The sequence below is a fragment of the Chromobacterium subtsugae genome (assembly GCF_035919665.1).
In the GTDB taxonomy this organism is placed as follows: domain Bacteria; phylum Pseudomonadota; class Gammaproteobacteria; order Burkholderiales; family Chromobacteriaceae; genus Chromobacterium; species Chromobacterium subtsugae.
The window spans coordinates 3,932,628-3,950,083 of record NZ_CP142381.1; the positions used below are offsets into that span (position 1 = coordinate 3,932,628).

At 63.1% G+C, this 17,456-nt stretch carries 14 protein-coding genes; 8 read left to right on the plus strand and 6 right to left on the minus strand.

The annotated features are described in order from the left end of the window. Window positions 1–289: 289 nt before the first annotated feature. Entirely contained in the window at window positions 290–919 is a 630-nt protein-coding gene (locus tag U6115_RS18690) for a 2OG-Fe(II) oxygenase (RefSeq protein ID WP_043575669.1), read from the minus strand. Window positions 920–1,146: 227 nt separating this feature from the next. Further along, complete coding sequence (locus U6115_RS18695) at window positions 1,147–2,421, minus strand: RidA family protein (RefSeq protein WP_043575848.1); 1,275 nt, start codon at window positions 2,419–2,421, stop codon at window positions 1,147–1,149. Between the two features lie 127 nt (window positions 2,422–2,548). Here U6115_RS18695 and U6115_RS18700 point away from each other — a divergent pair, with 127 nt between their 5' ends. Continuing rightward, on the plus strand, window positions 2,549–2,950 hold the full coding sequence (locus U6115_RS18700) for a hypothetical protein (protein WP_146008451.1): 402 nt from the start codon (window positions 2,549–2,551) through the stop codon (window positions 2,948–2,950). Window positions 2,951–3,117: 167 nt separating this feature from the next. Here U6115_RS18700 and U6115_RS18705 read toward each other — a convergent pair whose 3' ends face one another. Together U6115_RS18705 and U6115_RS18710 are read right to left on the minus strand one after the other, a co-directional pair. Beyond that, window positions 3,118–4,038 carry an alpha/beta fold hydrolase gene (locus tag U6115_RS18705; protein ID WP_043575671.1) on the minus strand — a complete coding sequence of 307 codons (921 nt, stop codon included), beginning with the start codon at window positions 4,036–4,038 and terminating at the stop codon, window positions 3,118–3,120. Between the two features lie 58 nt (window positions 4,039–4,096). Further along, a complete protein-coding gene (locus U6115_RS18710) occupies window positions 4,097–5,305 on the minus strand; it encodes an MFS transporter (RefSeq protein ID WP_047237287.1) in 1,209 nt (402 codons plus the stop codon). 118 nt (window positions 5,306–5,423) lie between these two features. On the opposite strand from U6115_RS18710, the gene U6115_RS18715 reads away from it, so the two are divergent. Both U6115_RS18715 and U6115_RS18720 read left to right on the plus strand, forming a co-directional pair. Further along, window positions 5,424–7,082 carry an SgrR family transcriptional regulator gene (locus tag U6115_RS18715; RefSeq protein ID WP_043575673.1) on the plus strand — a complete coding sequence of 553 codons (1,659 nt, stop codon included), beginning with the start codon at window positions 5,424–5,426 and terminating at the stop codon, window positions 7,080–7,082. A 115-nt stretch (window positions 7,083–7,197) separates the two neighbouring features. Continuing rightward, window positions 7,198–7,623: an Hsp20/alpha crystallin family protein gene (locus tag U6115_RS18720; RefSeq protein WP_043575675.1), complete on the plus strand. Its 426-nt coding sequence runs from the start codon at window positions 7,198–7,200 to the stop codon at window positions 7,621–7,623. Between the two features lie 134 nt (window positions 7,624–7,757). On the opposite strand, the gene pepN is transcribed toward U6115_RS18720, so the two are convergent. Continuing rightward, window positions 7,758–10,376 (minus strand): aminopeptidase N, encoded by a 2,619-nt coding sequence (gene pepN / locus U6115_RS18725; RefSeq protein ID WP_043575677.1) that lies wholly within the window; start codon window positions 10,374–10,376, stop codon window positions 7,758–7,760. A 94-nt stretch (window positions 10,377–10,470) separates the two neighbouring features. Further along, window positions 10,471–12,264 (minus strand): M61 family metallopeptidase, encoded by a 1,794-nt coding sequence (locus tag U6115_RS18730; protein ID WP_043575679.1) that lies wholly within the window; start codon window positions 12,262–12,264, stop codon window positions 10,471–10,473. A 456-nt stretch (window positions 12,265–12,720) separates the two neighbouring features. Between U6115_RS18730 and ccoN the strand changes: the two genes are divergently transcribed. The 5 genes from ccoN (at window position 12,721) to ccoG (ending at window position 17,455) form a co-directional block, all read left to right on the plus strand. After that, window positions 12,721–14,145 carry a cytochrome-c oxidase, cbb3-type subunit I gene (ccoN, locus tag U6115_RS18735; RefSeq protein WP_043575681.1) on the plus strand — a complete coding sequence of 475 codons (1,425 nt, stop codon included), beginning with the start codon at window positions 12,721–12,723 and terminating at the stop codon, window positions 14,143–14,145. An 18-nt stretch (window positions 14,146–14,163) separates the two neighbouring features. Then, window positions 14,164–14,778, plus strand: coding sequence for a cytochrome-c oxidase, cbb3-type subunit II (ccoO, locus tag U6115_RS18740; protein WP_043575683.1), 615 nt, complete (start codon window positions 14,164–14,166; stop codon window positions 14,776–14,778). 3 nt (window positions 14,779–14,781) lie between these two features. Continuing rightward, window positions 14,782–14,973: a cbb3-type cytochrome oxidase subunit 3 gene (locus U6115_RS18745; RefSeq protein WP_043575686.1), complete on the plus strand. Its 192-nt coding sequence runs from the start codon at window positions 14,782–14,784 to the stop codon at window positions 14,971–14,973. Beyond that, the gene (gene ccoP / locus U6115_RS18750; protein ID WP_043575688.1) at window positions 14,970–15,899 is read left to right on the plus strand and encodes a cytochrome-c oxidase, cbb3-type subunit III; all 930 of its coding nucleotides are present in this window, start codon (window positions 14,970–14,972) and stop codon (window positions 15,897–15,899) included. Before U6115_RS18745 ends, ccoP begins: the two co-directional genes overlap by 4 nt. A gap of 122 nt (window positions 15,900–16,021) precedes the next feature. Continuing rightward, the gene (gene ccoG / locus U6115_RS18755; RefSeq protein WP_043575690.1) at window positions 16,022–17,455 is read left to right on the plus strand and encodes a cytochrome c oxidase accessory protein CcoG; all 1,434 of its coding nucleotides are present in this window, start codon (window positions 16,022–16,024) and stop codon (window positions 17,453–17,455) included. Window position 17,456 lies beyond the last annotated feature (1 nt).

Genomic DNA, 17,456 nt, shown 5'->3' on the forward strand with positions numbered 1-17,456 from the left:
CGAAACCCCGACAAAAAAGCGTCTGGCCAGGAGCCGCCGACACTACATGCGTGCGAATCTTTGATTCGCTCAGCAGTACGCGCTAACGTCGCGCGGCGTCGAACAAGTCGGCGGCTTAAAACCCGGCCAGACGCTTTCTTGCCGGCGTGCGCTGAAGGGGAATATGGTCGCGCGAAAATGGATCTGCCTAAAGCAGGAAAATCCAAGTCGATGACCTGCCGCTACGACCGAGCTCTATCAAACATGCAATTTAAGAGGCGCAATCCAACATCAAGGCTTGCCATAATCCTCACCAGGGCAAACTGCCGCCCTGGCGGCGATACCAGCCGGTGACCGACAAACGCTGTTGCTTGGCCGGCAGCACCTCGTGCCAGAAACGGTCGGCCAGGAACAGCACCAGGGTGCCGGCTTCCGGCTCCACATCGATGAACCGCTCGCAGGCGTCGTCCAGGTACAGGCGAATCTGGCCGCCGCCATCGGCCGGCCAGTTTTCATTCAGGTAAAACACCGTGGTCAGCGCGCGGGCGTCGTCGTCGCGGAAACGGTCCAGATGCTTTTTGTAGAACGCGCCTTCCGGATAGACGGCGAAGTGAGACTCCAACTCGACCAGGCCCAGATACAGGCCGCGGTTCACCGCCAGCATGATCTCATCCATCGCGGCGTTGTAGGCCAGCACCGCCGGCAGGTCGGCCACCTGGTCCAGCCACAGCACCGAGTCGGAGCGGATCTCGGCGCGGCGCGCCTGGCCGCCGGCGCGGCCGGTGGCGGCTTCGTGGAAGCGTCCCTCGTCCCACACCTGCAGGCAGGCGTCGCGCAGATTGGCGACCAGTTCGGCCGACAAGGCATGGGGAATGACGATCCAGCCCTGATCTGCCAGGGTGTCGAGTACGGCTTCGAGTTCGAATTGCAGCGCAGTCATGTCGGTCTTGCTGAAAAAATGGGCAGACGCTTTCTACCACAGGCCGCCCCCGCTGGCCAATGCCGGATATCAATCCTTTCCGCTCTTCCGGATCGCCATGGCGCCTGCGGCGCCCTCTCAGCCCAGCTGGCGCGATGACGAAATGGCGGACGGGGCATTCGGCAACGCGGATAGCGCCATAGGAAAAGGGAGCCCAATCACAGCTCCCTTTCTCGCATGGCGACGCTTTAGGCTTGCGGCGGCGTGCCCTCGGCATTGGCTACCACCGCGTCGATTTGAATCATCGCGCCGCGCGGCAAAGCCGAAACGCCCACGGTCCTCCGCGCGGGAACGCCGCCCGGGAAGAATGCCGCGTATACCTCGTCGACCGCATCGATCTCGGCGATGTTCGTCAGGAAAATATTGATCTTCACCACATCGCTCATCGCGTGGCCCACGCTTTCCACGATGGCTTTGATGTTTTTCAGACACTGTCTGGCCTGCTCTCTCACATCCCCGACCACCATTTCATTCGTCTCTGCGTTCAAAGGCAGCTGAGCGGAAAGATGGTTGTAATGAGAGAAAGCCACCGTTTGCATGGCAAGCGCGCATCGGGGAGCTTTTTCGGTGTTATGCGCCTTGATCACAATGCCGTGCCGATCTTCAACCGCTTGCGGCGGCGTGCCGTCGCCATGCGACACAACCGCCTCAATCTGAACCAGGGCGTCCATCGGCAGCGCGGCGACTTCGACCACGGTGCGAGCCGGCACATAAGCCACCGCCCGGGCGATAGCCGAATCCGGGAAAAACGCGCGGTAAGCCGCGTTGACCTGCTCGATATCCGACAGGTTCTTAAGGAAGATATTGATTTTGACGATGTCGTCAAACGGAACGGCGATGCTTTCCAGAATCGCCCTGATGTTTTGCAAGCACTGGGCAGCCTGCTCCCTGGCGCCGCCGGCCACCAGCTTTCCGGATTGGGGATCAATCGGCAATTGCGCCGAGATATTGTTGTAATGGGAAAAGGCCACCGATTGAGTAGATAGCGCGCTGGTCGGCGCCTGGTTCGTATTGCTGGCGATTTTGACCAGATCGCCAGCCTGCGGCGCATTGGGAATGGTGCCCTCGCCATTGGAAAGCAACGCTTCGACTTGCACCAAGGCATCCAAAGGCAAGGCGGCAACCGCGGCTACCGTCAGAGTGGGGACATAATTCTGGAAGAAAGTCGAATAGACATCACTTACGCTATGCATATCCGAGATATCCTTCAGAAAAATGGTGATTCTGACCGCATCATCCATTACATGGCCGATGCTTTCGATAATCGCCTTGATATTCCTGAAGCACTGTTCAGCCTGTTCTTTCGCGCCGCCAGCCACCAGCTTCCCGGTCATCGGATCCACCGGCAATTGCGCCGACAGATTATTGTAATGTGAGAAAGCGACCGTTTGGGAATACGGCCCAACTCCCATGGGCGCTTTTTCCGTATTCCGGGCCAATACGGCATTAAAACTGCTCGTCATGATCATTACCTGTTCAGTTTGAATTCAACCCGCAGCGTCGCCGCATGCATATCGCTTCGCCATCGATAGTTGCCATTGCTTTATCCATGCGACGCTTTAACCATTACCGCGCTGATTTAAAAATACGATGGATAAAATCACAAACTTGATCAGGGCTGGCTTAGCGGAGCGCCGGAAGCAACGCAATCACAATAGCGATTTTATCGAGGAGCCGCCCTGGACTGTCAATGCGGTTTCTCAACAAATAAAATCAAACCGAAAACTCGGAATCAATAGAACATTGCCACGACAGGGCTTACTTATTCTGCATGTCTCATTTTTGAATAAAACCGCGCTTTCAGACCCATGCCATTCATTGAATGACAATGCCCATCTCATCTACACATTCGGCAAATACAAAACCGAACATATTTCCAAAGGGCAGGATTTGACGCCGATCAAGATTGACAGGCGACACAGGATGATATTAGCCAGCCTGTTGCGCGAAAAATCGAAAGGAAAAATAGGCAGAAGCCTAGCCATATCATAGCCGGCTTCAAAATGGGGACATCCATCTGCCGCAGAGCGCTGCGGGGACAAAGGATTATCAGGCGCCTGCTCGCGCCGCTTCACAAACCATGTGCCCGAAGCCAAACACCGGGCGAATGGCGGGAGATCCAGACCGACGACGATCTGGGCCATCCCGCCCGATCAGGCTCAATAATTCTCCGCCACCGCGTCATAGCGGCCCGCCAGCCAGTCGAGCGCCAGCGGGAAATGGTCGCGCGGCGCGTCCGGGTGGGTCAGCAGCGACACGTGGTTGTAATCGTGCAGATGGCCGGCGCGCCGCCCCAACAGGTGCAGCCGCGACAGATGCGGGCCGGATTCGTCGCGGAAGCGGCGCACGTCTTCCGGATGGCCGCGGCAGGGATCGTTGGCGGCGGCAAAATACAGGACCGGCGGCAGATGGCCGGCGCGCGCGGCGGCGGCGTAATCGAAGCCGTCGTCGCTATCCACCCACGGCTTGGGCTCGGCCCACAGCTTGCTCTGCAGATGGCTCTTGTCGCTCTCGTCGTCGGCCCCCAACCGGATGCGCCGCGCCGGCAGGTAGCCGCAGGCCTTGATCAGCCAACGCGCGGCGGTACTCCACATGAAGTCTACCTCGATCAGCTTGTTCAGGTTGCGCACCCGCACGCTGCGCTTGGAGCCGAAATACACCGCGCTCGCCACCTGGGCGGCAATGTCGGGGAAGCGCACCAGGCAGCTCGTCATGTGCACGCCGCCCCAGGAGTGGGCGATCCAATGCACCTGCTGGCCGCCGCTTTTCCTGCGGACGAAATCGTGCAGCGCCGGCAGGTCCTCGCAAATGGTTTCGGTCTGGCCGTGGCGGCTGTCCGGGCCGATCTTGGGCGTGCTGCGCCCGCGGCCGCGCAGGTCGGCCACATAGATGTCGTAGCCGGCATCGGCCAGGAAATGGGCCAGCCCCTTGCCGGATTCAGTATAAAAGGTGCGGCCATTGGCCATCACGCCGTGCACCATCAGCACCGGCGCGCCGCCTTCGCGGCCGCAGATGCGCTTCAGATACAGCCGCTCGCCGTCTCCCACCGGCACAAACAGGTCTTGCTGCAGTTTCTCCATTTTGTCCTCGCAAGGTGATGCCGCCGCTGTCTGCGCAGCGATTCAAGCAAACGCTTGATCATGACAAAGAACCCGGCAAAGGAAAAGCCGCACCCGCATCCTGCCGCCGCAAGCGCAACCGTTCGCTGAAGACGGCCAGTCCCGCGCCCAGCCCGCACAACAGCGCCAGCGAGGCGAACAGCGTCCAGGCCGGCCCATGCGCCAGCAACGCGCCCGCCAGCGCCGGCCCAAGCGCGCCGCCCAGCGAGGCCAGATTCTGCGCGCCGTAATAGCTGCCCTTCAAGGCTTCCGGCGCGATGGCGTCGATGTACAGATACTCGGCCGGCACCAGCACCACCTCGCCCAGCGTGAACAGCGCGATGGCCGCGCACATCCAAGGCAAGCTGTCCACGCCGCCCAGCCACAGCATGCCGGCGCCTATCAGCAGAAAGCCCCCCACCACCGCGCGCACCAGCCGCTTGGGTTGCAGCCAGCGTCCCAGCGGATATTGCAGCAGCACCACCACGACCGCGTTGCAGCTGATCAGCGCCGACATCCAGCGCATCGCCTCGGCCTCGCCCATCCGCGTCAGCAGATATAGCGGCAGATAGCTGGAGAAGCGCCCATACACCACGTAGGCCAGCAAGCTGCTCAAAGTAAACCACACCAGCACCCGATCGCCGGCCAGCGTGCGCACGGTTGCGGCAAAACCGTCGGGCAACTCGGACGCATCCCTGGCCGCGGCTGGCAGCCTGGGCTGAACCAGCAATCCGGCCAGCGCCAGCGCGCCTCCCAGCCAGAACGGCGCCAGCTCCCGCCACATAAGCATGCCGCTGCATAACAGAGGCCCCACCGCCCACGCCACATTGGCCAGCGTGTAGCGCAGCGAAAACGCCCTGGCGCGCTGCGGCGCCGCCACCAGATCGCTCAATATCGCCTTCACCGCGATGCCGTACAGGGTCATCGCCAATTCGCCGGCCGCCAGCGCCGCCACAACCAGCGTGTAGCCCCGGCCGTACGGCAGCAGCACGCTGCCCAGCGCCATCAGCACCGCCGCCGCGCGCAAGGCCGGGCCGCGCGGCAGCCGGTCCAGCCAGTAGCCGCCGTATAGCCCGAACAGCGCCGAAGCCAGCAACACCGCTCCCAGCAAACCGCCAGTGGCCTGCAAGGACAAACCAAGCTGGCGCGCCAAAGTCAGCACCAGCAACGGCATGATGACCGCGCGCGACAAAGACAATAAAAAAGACGACAGCAAGACGCGGCGAACAACGGGAGCATGCGGCGGCACGGCGGTACCTTGTCAAATGATGGGAACCTGCGCAGTATTGCCAAAAAAGCGGAATATAAAAATGGATGAAATCCATAATAAATACTTCCGCTTTATCTTCCCATCACCAGGAACAAGCATGAGGCTGCAACAACAGTACCAGCGGCTCTACCTGGCCTATGGCGACACGCCGGCGCAGCCCGGCCTGCCGCAATTGGCCGAACTGTGGCAATGCGGCGAGCGCAATGCGCGGCTGCAACTGGCCAGGATGCGCGAGCTGGGCTGGCTGGCGTGGCAGCCCGGCCGTGGCCGCGGCAAGCGCTCCACCCTCAGGCTGCTGCGGCGGCCCGACGAATTGGAATGGCAGCGCCTGCAGCGGCTGCTGGCGCGCGGCCAGCTGGAGCAAGCCTTCTCCCAGTTGGAGCCGGCGCGGCAGCAGCAACTGCTATCCGCCCTGCCCGCCCACCTGGGCGCCAGCGACAGCGGCCGCAGCCTGCGCATCCCCATCCCGCACGCGCCGTTGACGCTGGACCCGCAGCAGGTCAACTCCCGGCTGGAAGCGCACCTGGTGCGGCAGATCTTCGACCGCCTGTGCCGCCACGACAAGCAGGGCCGGGAATTGCGGCCGGCGCTGGCCCACAGCTGGGAAAGCGACGCGGCAGGCCGGCGCTGGCGCTTCTGGCTGCGCCCTGGCCTGCGCTTCCACGACGGCTCCGCGCTGGATGCGGACACCGCCGCCGCAAGCCTGCTCAGGCTCAAGCAAGCGGACAATCCCTGCCAGGCGCTGTACGCCCATCTGCTGCAAGTGGATGTCCACGACGCGCTGTCGTTCAGTTGCCAGCTGGCGGAACCCGACCAACTATGGCCGCAGCGGCTGGCCGCCGCCAACGCGTCCATCGTGCCGCTGCGGCGCGACGCCGACTTCGCGCGCCTGCCGGTGGGCAGCGGCCCGTTCCGTGTCGAGCTGCACAGCCCGCAGCGGCTGAAGCTGGCCGCTTACGAGCAGCACTACCGCGAGCGCGCGCTGCTGGACGCGATCGAGCTGTGGATCATCCCATCGCCGGACGAGCAGGATTTCCACCTGCGGCTGGAATACGGCAACCAGCGCGGCGCCACCATGCTGCAATCGGCCTGCACCTATCTTTTGCTGCGTCCCGGCGGCGCGAGCATTCCCGACGGCCAACGCCTGCCGCTGATGAGTTTCCTCGCCGCGCCGCACCCGGTCGCCGCCAGCGAGGAGCGCGCGCCGGCGCTGGGCTTGCAGCCAGGCTGGATCCATCCACGCCCGGCCGCTGCCGCGCCGCCCCGGTTGAGCCGCGGCAAGCTGACGCTGTTTCATTACGATCTGCCTTGCTTCCCGCCGTTGGCGGCGGCGCTGGCGGAACGGCTGTCTGCGCTGGAGATCAAGCTCGACATCCGCTGCCTGACGCGCCGCGACTTCTTCAACTCCGCCGCCTGGCTCGAACAGGCCGACTTGATCTTGTGCAGCGAGCTGCTGCACGACGACCGCGACTACGGCATGTTCGAATGGCTGAGCGGCTGCAGCACGCTGCAGCTTGGCCTGTCCCCCGCCGCCTCAAGCCGCTTGGCCGGCGACATGCGCGGCCTGCAAGGCGAAGCGGCGTTCGCCGCGCGCGAGGACGGCTACCACCGCGCCGGCGACTGGCTGGTGGCCGAAGGCTGGCTGCTGCCGCTGTCGCACGAGACGCTGGGCCACGACGCCAGCCCGCAACTGGCCGGCCTGCAGCTGGGCGGCAACGGCTGGACCGACTTCGCCGGCCTGTGGCTGCGCGGCTGAGTTGACCCGCGTCAAACCTGAACGCGTCGCCCCTCTTGAAACCGCGGCCATGCGCCTCATCTTTGCCTCCAGGACGGCAAACCGCCGTAAGCCACTGAACCGAAAGGAGAAGCAAATGAGCATGCTGCCTGCCCGCCATAGCCTGTTTGACGAGTTTTTCCGCGACTTCACCCCGGGTTTCTTCATCAAGCCGCTGCATGGCGACGCGCCGCCGGCGCAGATCAAGATGGACGTCAGGGAAACCGGCGAGGCTTACCAGGTGGAGGCCGAACTCCCCGGCGTCGGCAAGGAGGACATCCATGTCGAGATCGACGGCGCGCTGGTGACGATCCGGGCCGAAGTCAAGCAGTTCGACCAGCAAGGCCAGGACGAGCGCGCGCTGCGCAGCGAGCGCTACTACGGCCTGGTGTCGCGCAGCTTCCAGCTGCCGCAGGAAATCGACCGCGAAGCCGCGGCGGCCCGCTACGAAAACGGCGTGCTGAACCTGACGCTGCCCAAGCGCCGCAACGACGGCGGCGGCCAGCGGCTGCGCATCGAATAAGCGCGCCTGCCGCCATGAAAAAACGCACCGGGCGACCGGTGCGTTTTTCATGGCGCGGCTGACGCTCCAGCTCGCGCCGGACGGAAGGCCCAGAGAGGCATTCTGCCCTATGCGCGCTGGAACACCCGGCGAGATCAAGCCAAGATCTTGGATACGATCTCGTACACGTCCTTCGACAATTCGGCCTTCTCCATCCTGCGCAATTGCTCAAGCATCAGCGCCTGGCGGCCCGGCTCCAGCTTCTTCAGCCGGCGGAAGGCGCGGGTCAGGCCGCTGGCGCCCTGCGGATTGATCGGGTCCAGCTCCAGGATGCGGTCGGCCAGGAAGCGATAGCCGCTGCCGTCCGCGGCGTGGAACACCGCCATATTGCCTCCGAAAGCGCCCAGCAAGGACCGCACCTTGTTGGGGTTCTTCATGCTGAAGGCTGGATGCGCCAATGCCGCTTCGACATGCTGCAAGGTGCCCTGCAGCTGGCTGCCGCCAATCAGGCTGAAGAACTTGTCCATCACCAGCGCGTCATCGTTCCAGCGCGCGGCGAAAGCGGTGAAGCACGCGTCGCGCTCCTCGCCGTCGCGGTCGCGCAGCGCCAGCAGCGCGCCCATCTGGTCGGTCATATTGTCCGCGTCCAGACACTGCTTGGCCGCCATCTCCGCCGGCCAGGCGTCGTCCAGCCGGTTCAGCATCCACAAGGCGCGGTTTTTCAGGCTGCGCTTGCCGGCGTCCTGCGGCTTGTAGTCGCGGGTGAGGTTGAGCTCGTAAGCCTCGCGCCATTCGCCGCGCAGCGCTTGCGCCAGCTGGTCCAGCACGAAATCGCGCACTTGATGGATGACCGCCGGATCGGCGACATCCACCATTTCCAGGATTTCGGCCTCGCTCGGCAGCGTCAGCATCAGCGCCTTGAAGGCCGGATCGGCGGCATGGTCTTTCAGCACCGCGCGGAAGGCGGCGACGAAGGTTTCCGACAGCTTCAATTCGCGGCCGGCGGCGGCGTCGGCGATCAGTTGCTTGAACAGGCGCTCGGCGAAGGTCTGGCCCGCCTCCCAGCGGCAGAAGCTGTCGCTGTCGTTGGCCATCAGGAACACCAGCTGGTCGTCGCGCCAGTCGTATTCCAGCTTGACCGGGGCCGAGAAGCCGCGCAGCAGCGACGGCACCGGCTCGGCCGGGATGTCGACGAAGGTGAAGCTCTGCTCGGCGGCCTTGACGTCCAGCACGCGCGAAGCGCCGGCCGCCTCGGCCTCGCCCTTCAGGCGCAGCGGCAGGTCCTTGCCGTCTGCGCCCACCAGGCCCAGCGCCAGCGGGATGTGGAACGGCAGCTTGCGCTCCTGGCCCGGCGTGGCCGGGCAGCTTTGCTTCACCGTCAAGGTGTAGCTGCGCTCGGCCGGATTGTAGCTGGACGACACCGCCAGGCGCGGCGTGCCGGCCTGGCTGTACCACAACGCGAACTGTTCCAGATCCGCGTCGTTGGCGTCGGCCATGGCGGCGCGGAAATCGTCGCAGGTGACAGCCTGGCCGTCGTGGCGCTTGAAGTACAGGTCCATGCCCTTGCGGAAGCCGTCGCGGCCCAGCAGGGTTTCGTACATCCGCACCACTTCCGCGCCCTTCTCGTACACGGTCATGGTGTAGAAGTTGTTCATCTCGATATAGCTGTCCGGGCGGATCGGGTGCGCGGTCGGACCCGCGTCCTCCGGGAACTGCGACACGCGCAGGCCCTTGACGTCTTCGATGCGCTTGACCGCGCGGCTGTTCATGTCGGCGCCGAATTCCTGGTCGCGGTAGACGGTCAGGCCTTCCTTCAGGCTCAGTTGGAACCAATCGCGGCAGGTGACGCGGTTGCCGGTCCAGTTATGGAAGTACTCGTGGCCGATCACCCGCTCGATGCCTTCGAAATCGGTATCGGTGGCGGTGTCCTGGCGCGCCAGCACATACTTGGTGTTGAAGATGTTGAGGCCCTTGTTCTCCATCGCGCCCATATTGAAGTCGCCGACCGCGACGATCATGTAGATGTCGAGGTCGTACTCCAGGCCGTAGCGCTCCTCGTCCCACTTCATCGAGTGGCGGACCGAGTCCATCGCGTGCTGGGTCTTGTCCTGGTCGGCCGGTTCGGTCCAGATCTCCAGCGCCACTTCGCGGCCACGCATGGTAGTGAACTTATCCTTCAAGGCCACCAGCTTGCCGGCGACCAGCGCGAACAAATACGCCGGCTTGCGGTACGGATCCACCCATTTCACCCAGTGGCGCTTCTTGTCCACCATGCCCTCGCCCACCTTGTTGCCGTTGGACAGCAGCACCGGGTACTTCTGCTTGTCGGCCTTGATGGTGGTGGTGAACTTGGCCATCACGTCCGGACGGTCCAGGTAGTAGGTGATCTTGCGGAAGCCTTCCGGCTCGCACTGGGTGAACAGATTGCCGCCGGACGCGTACAGGCCCATCAGGCTGGTGTTGGCGGCCGGATCGAGCTCGGTCTCCACCTCCAGGATGAAGCTGTCCGGCACGCCGCGCACCGTCAGCGTGTCGTCGGCCAATGCGTAGCGGCTGTCGTCCAGCCGGTCGCCGTCCAGCGTCACGCTCAGCAGCTTGGCGCTGCCGCTCAATGCCAGGTCGGCGGCCTGCGACTGGCCGTTGCGGGTGATCACCAGCCGCGAATGCACGCGGGTGGCGTTGTCCTCGATGTCGAACACCAGGTCGACGCGGTCGATCAGGAAAGCCGGAGCCTGGTAATCCTTGCGGTACTTCACTTCTGGCTGCTGGGCCATGAAACCTCCTTTGCGCCGGCGTCGCCGCCGGTCTCATTCATAGACGCCGCGGCGCCGGGCAGGGCGCCGCTTTCGCTTGTTCTCTATTTCCGGCTCAACGGCCGGCTATCCACTTGCCGGCCTGCGGCTGCGGCTTGAGGCGGCAGGTATCCGCCGGTGCCGCCTGCAGCGTCAGCTCGAAAGCCATCAATTCGTCGCGGCGGAAAGCGTGCAGCTTGATCTTGTCGCCGGCCTGGTAGCGGGCGATCTGCTTGTCCAGATCCACGGCGCGCAGCTTGTCCACCGCCACCACCACGTCGCCGCCGGACAGGCCGGCCGCCTGCGCCGCGCCGCCGTCCAGCACCTGGACCAGCTTGACGCCGGCGGCATCGGCCGCGGTCTTGACGCCCAGCGCCAGCGGCGCCGGCTTGGCGGCGAAAGCCTCCACCACGCCGCCGCGGTCGGAGCCGCCTTGCGCCGCCTCGAATTGCAGTTCGATGCCCTGGCTGGCCAGCAGTTCAGCCAGCGGCAGCTCCGCGGTGGAGCGCAGCGCCAGGTCGAAGAAGGGCTTGAGGTCGAGGCCGGAGGTTTCGATGGCGATCTTCTCCCACTCGTCCTCTTCCAGGCCCTTGCCGTCGGCCAGCCACTTGGCCCACAGCGCGCGCATCACGTCGTCCAGCGACTGCTTGCCCTGGCTGTCGCGGCGGATCAGCAGGTCCAGCGCCAAGGCCGCCAGCGAGCCCTTGGTGTAGTAGCTGACGATGCTGTTGGGGCTGTTCTCGTCCTGGCGGTAGTACTTGGTCCACGCTTCGAAGCTGGATTGCTCCAGCGTCTGCTTCATTCTGCCCGCGCCGCGTTGCACGCCGGTGATGGTTTCGGCCAGCAGGCCCAGGTAGCGTTTCTCGTCGATCAGGCCGCTGCGCACCAGCGCCAGGTCGTCGTAGTACGAGGTGATGCCCTCGAACGCCCACAGCAGGCGGGTATGGCCTTCCTGGTTCAGATCATACGGCGCGAAAACCGCCGGCTTCATCCGCTTGACATTCCAGCTGTGGAAATATTCGTGGCTGATCAGGCCCAGCAGCTTCAGGTAGCCGTCGCTGATTTCGGTCGCGCCCGGCGCCGGCAGATCGTCGCGGTTGGCCACCAGCGCGGTGGACGCGCGGTGCTCCAGGCCGCCGTAGATGTCCTTGCCGACGAACAGCATGAACACGTAGCGGTCGAACGGCGCCGGCTTGCCGAACATGCCGATCTGGTATTCGCAGATTTTCCTGGTGTCGTCAGCCAGGCGCTTGAGGTCGCCCTGGAAGCGGCCGGACACGACGAATTCGTGCGGCACGCCGCAGGCCTTGAAGCTGACCTTGTGGAAATCGCCCAGCTCCACCGGGTGGTCTATCAATTCGTCATAGCTGGACGCCTGGTAGCGGCCGAAGCCGGATTTCTTCTTCACGTCGGCGGCCGGCAGGCTGGTGGCCACTTTCCATTCAGCATAAGACTTGCCTTCCGGCGCATGGATATCCACGCTGCAGGCGTCGTTCTCGTAGCCTTCCGCCGCCAGAAACACGCTGGTGCCGTTGAAGAAGCCGCGCTCGCTGTCGAGGTAGGCGCCGCGCACCGACAGATCGTAGGCGTAAACCTGATAGCTCAGCGTCAGCGGCCCCTTGACCGGGTCGGCCTGCCAGCGGTTTTTCGCCAATTGCCGCAAAGCCACCGGCTTGCCGGCCGACGCGGCGGACAAACCGCTAATGTGCTTGGAAAACTCGCGAATCATATAACTGCCGGGAATCCACGCCGGCAAAAAAAACACCTGGCCGTTCTTGGCCGGGTGCGTCACGGTAAGGCTCACTTCAAACAGGTGCGCGGCCGGCGAAACCGGGCGCAGCGAATAATGCACGGGTAGGGACTGGGTCATGATCGGCCTGCAAGCGTTGCAAAACTTGATGATTCTAGCATTACCGCGGATTTCGCGGCGTCACTCGTGCTGCATTGATCCATGTCAATGAGCGTTGCCGACAGGACAATACAATTGCATGAGTGGCAACATGAACTGTTCACATTGCTACCCTTGAAACATCGCGCGTAAGACATGCAGGGACCGATCCATGCCGGCTATGCAACTGGCTCGCATATGGCAATTGATTTAGAATAACGGCATTGTTCGAGTGGAAATTTGGTGCTGTCGGAAAGGCTGGCGAAATGCTAATACAGACATCAAAGCCTATCAGTACAGGTCAAGCACCTGGTTCAACTTTGAAATAGATCGGTTCCCCGCGGCTGACTTCTTCTCTGCAGATTGGGATGCGGGGAAAAAGTTCAAGTCGCCACGGTTTGTCATGTTCTGAGTTAGCAACCTTGGAGAAAACCTTAAATGGAAACGCAATCCACTTATAACTATAAGGTGGTGCGCCAATTTGCCATCATGACCGTAGTTTGGGGCATAGTCGGCATGTTGGTGGGCGTCATCATTGCGGCCCAGCTGGTATGGCCCGAGCTCAATTTCGGGCCCTGGTTCCACTTCGGCCGCCTGCGCCCGCTGCACACCAACGCCGTGATCTTCGCCTTCGGCGGCTGCGGCCTGTTCGCCACTTCCTATTACGTGGTGCAGCGCACCTGTAACGTCCGCCTGATTTCCGACAAGCTGGCCGCCTTCACCTTCTGGGCCTGGCAGCTGGTCATCGTGCTGGCCGCCATCACCCTGCCGCTGGGCTTCACCTTCGGCAAGGAATACGCCGAACTCGAATGGCCGATCAAACTGCTGATCGCCGTCACCTGGGTGGTGTACGCGATCGTGTTCTTCGGCACCATCGCCATCCGCAAGGTCAAGCACATCTACGTGGCCAACTGGTTCTACGGCGCCTTCATCCTGGCGGTGGCGCTGCTGCACATCGTCAATTCCGCCTTCGTGCCGGTGACGCTGTGGAAGTCCTATTCGGTCTACTCCGGCGCCGTCGACGCGATGGTGCAGTGGTGGTACGGCCACAACGCGGTGGGCTTCTTCCTGACCGCCGCCTTCCTCGGCATGATGTACTACTTCGTGCCCAAGCAGGCCGGCCGCCCGGTTTACTCCTACCGCCTGTCCGTGGTGCACTTCTGGGCGCTGATCTTCACCTATATGTGGGCCGGTCCGCACCACCTGCACTACACCGCCCTGCCGGACTGGACCCAATCGGTCGGCATGGTGTTTTCGCTGGTGCTGCTGGCGCCGTCCTGGGGCGGCATGATCAACGGCATCATGACGCTGTCCGGCGCCTGGCATAAGCTGCGCACCGACCCGGTGCTGAAATTCCTGGTGGTGTCGCTGTCGTTCTACGGCATGTCCACCTTCGAAGGCCCGATGATGTCGATCAAGACCGTCAACGCCTTGTCCCACTACACCGACTGGACCATCGGCCACGTGCACTCCGGCGCGCTGGGCTGGGTGGGCTTCATCACCATCGGCTCGATGTACTACCTGATTCCGCGCCTGTTCGGCCGCGATTCCATGCACAGCGTCAAGCTGATCGAAGCCCACTTCTGGCTGGCCACCGTCGGCGTGGTGCTGTACATCGCCGCGCTGTGGATTTCCGGCGTGACCCAGGGCCTGATGTGGCGCGCGCTGAACCCGGACGGCACGCTGACCTATGCCTTCGTCGAAGCGGTGAAAGCCACCTACCCCTACCACTTCGTGCGCTTCCTCGGCGGCGCCCTGTATCTGTCCGGCATGCTGCTGATGGCTTACAACACCTTCCGCACCGTCTCCTCCGGCCGCGCCGTGGATGCCAAGATTCCGGCCCTCACCGCTGAAGCCCACTAAGAAGGCGAAGGAAAAATCATGGACAAAATCCAGAAACTGATCGAAGAACACGTGGGTTGGCTGATTGTGCTGACCCTGCTGGTGGTAAGCGTGGCGGGCCTGGTGGAAATCCTGCCTCTGGCGTTCCAGAAGTCCGTCACCGAGCCTGTCGCCGGCGTCAAGCCCTACACCGCGCTGCAGTTGGCCGGCCGCGACATCTACGTGCGCGAAGGCTGCTACAACTGCCACTCGCAGATGATCCGCCCGTTCCGCGCCGAAACCGAACGCTACGGCCACTACTCGGTGGCCGGCGAGTCGGTGTACGACCATCCCTTCCAATGGGGCTCCAAGCGCACCGGCCCCGATCTGGCCCGCGTGGGCGGCCGCTATTCCGACGAATGGCACCGCGTGCACCTGAACAACCCGCGCGACGTGGTGCCGGAGTCCAATATGCCGGCCTTCCCGTGGCTGGCCAAGAACCTGGTAGACGCCGAGGTGATGCCGCTGAAGATGGAGGCGCTGCGCAAAGTGGGCGTGCCGTACAGCGACAAGGACATCGCCGAGGCCAAGGCCCAGGTCGAGGGCAAATCCGAAATGGATGCGCTGGTCGCTTACCTGCAAGGCCTGGGCCTTGCGCTGACGAATAAGCGCTGAGCCATGGACTGGGTTACGTTAGGACGTTCGCTGTTCACCGTGGTCTGCTTCGCGTTCTTCATCGTGGTGCTGATCATCGCCTATAGCAAACGCTCCAAAGGCCGCTATGAGGAGGCAGCCAACCTGCCCTTCCTCGACGACGACAAGGTGCAGGAAGCCGGCCAGGAGCAGGCTTCCAACGGAGCAAGAAAATGAATCAATACCTGAGTGATTTCTGGAGCATCTGGATTTCCGTGATCGTGCTGGGGGGATTGATCTGGCTGACCCTGCTGGTGTTCACCCAGTCCAAGACCACGGTCAAGAAGGGGGAAGAAGTCGAAATCACCGGCCACGTCTGGGATGGCGACCTGGCCGAGTACAACAATCCGCTGCCGCGCTGGTGGATGCTGATGTTCTACATCACGCTGCTGTTCGCCATCGTCTACCTGGTGCTGTACCCGGGGCTGGGCAACTTCAAGGGCCTGTTCGGCTGGACATCGGTGGACCAGTACACGGTGGAGCGCAACAAGGCCGAAGCCAAATACCGCCCGCTGTACGACAAGTACCTGAAACAGGACCTGAAAACGGTGGCAGCCGACCCGCAGGCGCAGGAAATGGGCAAACGCCTGTTCCAGACCTACTGCGTGCAGTGCCACGGCGCCGACGCGCGCGGCGCCAAGGGCTTCCCCAACCTGGTGAACCATGACTGGCTGTACGGCGGCGAACCGGCCACCATCAAGACCACCATCATGGGCGGCCGCCACGGCCAGATGCCGGCCTGGGGCGCGACGCTGGGCGAGGAAAAGGTCAAGGACGTGGCCAACTACGTGCTGTCGATCTCGGCCAAAGCCCGCAAGTACGACGCCGAACGCGCCAGCCGCGGCAAGGAAACCTTCGCCGCGCTGTGCTCGGTCTGCCACGGCGTGGACGGCAAGGGCAAGCAGGAAATGGGCGCGCCCAACCTGACCCACCCATCCGGCAGCTGGCTGTACGGCGGCACCGAGAAGGCCATCATCGAAACCATCACCAATGGCCGCAACGGCCAGATGCCCGCCTGGAAAGACTTCCTCGGCGAAGGCAAGGTCCACCTGCTGGCCGCCTACGTCTGGAGCCTGTCCAACAACCCCAAAGCCCCGCAATAAGCCGGGTCTAGGCGCCGTCCGCCCGCGCGGACGGCGTTTCCCGACCCGCCTCCCCACCCCCAGAGGCTTTGGCAGAGCGCATCGCACGGTGAGCTTCGCCAAGTCCTCTTCAGGAACGCGACATGTCAGACTCGTTGAAGAAAATCCCGATCAAGGTTGAAAACAGCGGCCAGGACACCGCCACCGTCTCGCTGTACGAGGCTCAGAAGAAAATCTACCCGCGCGCGGTCAAAGGCGTGTTCAACAACCTCCGCATCCTGTTCGTCGTCGGCACCCAGCTGCTGTACCTCGGCCTGCCTTGGCTGCAATGGAACGGCCGCCAGGCGGTATTCTTCGACATGGTCGGCCGCAAATTCTACCTGTTCGGCCTCACCATCTGGCCGCAGGACTTCGTCTATCTCGCCGCGCTGCTGATGTGCTGCGCCTTCGGCCTGTTTACCTGGACCACCATCGCCGGCCGGCTGTGGTGCGGCTATTCCTGTCCGCAAACGGTGTACACCGAGATCATGCTGTGGATAGAGCAATGGGTGGAGGGCGACCGCGGCAAGCGCATGAAGCTGGACGCCGCGCCGATGAGCCTGGCCAAATTCCGGCTGAAGTTCACCAAGCATTTCATCATGCTGGCGTTCTCGCTGTGGACCGGCTTCACGCTGGTCGGCTATTTCACGCCGATACGCAGCCTGGTGGCCGCCATTCCCAGCTTCGGCTACGGACCGTGGGAAACCTTCTGGATGTTCTTCTACGGCGGCTTCACCTATCTGTTCGCGGTATTCATGCGCGAGCAAGTGTGCAAATACATGTGCCCGTACGCCCGTTTCCAGAGCGTGATGTTCGACGCCGACACCCTGATCATCTCCTACGACGAGGCCCGCGGCGAGCCGCGCGGCTCGCGCAAGAAAGGCGCCGATCCGAAAGAGCAGGGCCTGGGCGACTGCATCAACTGCAGCATCTGCGTGCAGGTGTGCCCGGTGGGCATCGATATCCGCAACGGCCTGCAATACGAGTGCATAGGCTGCGCCGCCTGCATCGACGCCTGCGACGACGTGATGGACAAGATGAGCTACCCGCGCGGCCTGATCCGCTATACCACCGAAAACGCGCTGGAAGGCAAATATCCGGAAAAAGCCATCCCCTCGCGGCTGAAACGCCCGCGCGTGGTGCTGTACAGCCTGGTGTTGCTCATCATATTTACCGCCGCCATCACCTCGCTGGCGCTGCGCAAGCCGTTCAAGGTGGACATCATCCGCGACCGCGCCTCGCTGGTGCGCGAAACCGACGAGGGCTGGCTGGAGAACACCTATATCGTCAAGATCATCAACACCACGGAACAAAGCCAGCGCTTCCGCATCACAGCCGAAGGCCTGCCCGGCATCCGCGCCAAGGCGGAAAAGCCGGAAATCCGCGTCGACGCCACCCAGACCGAAGCCGTCACCGTCCACGTGGAGGCCGACCCGCAGTACGCGACCAAGGGCAGCCACCCGATCCGCTTCGCCATCCAGTCCATCAACAACCCTTCCCTGCGCGTGGAAGAGAAGTCCAGCTTCATCGGAGAGTAAG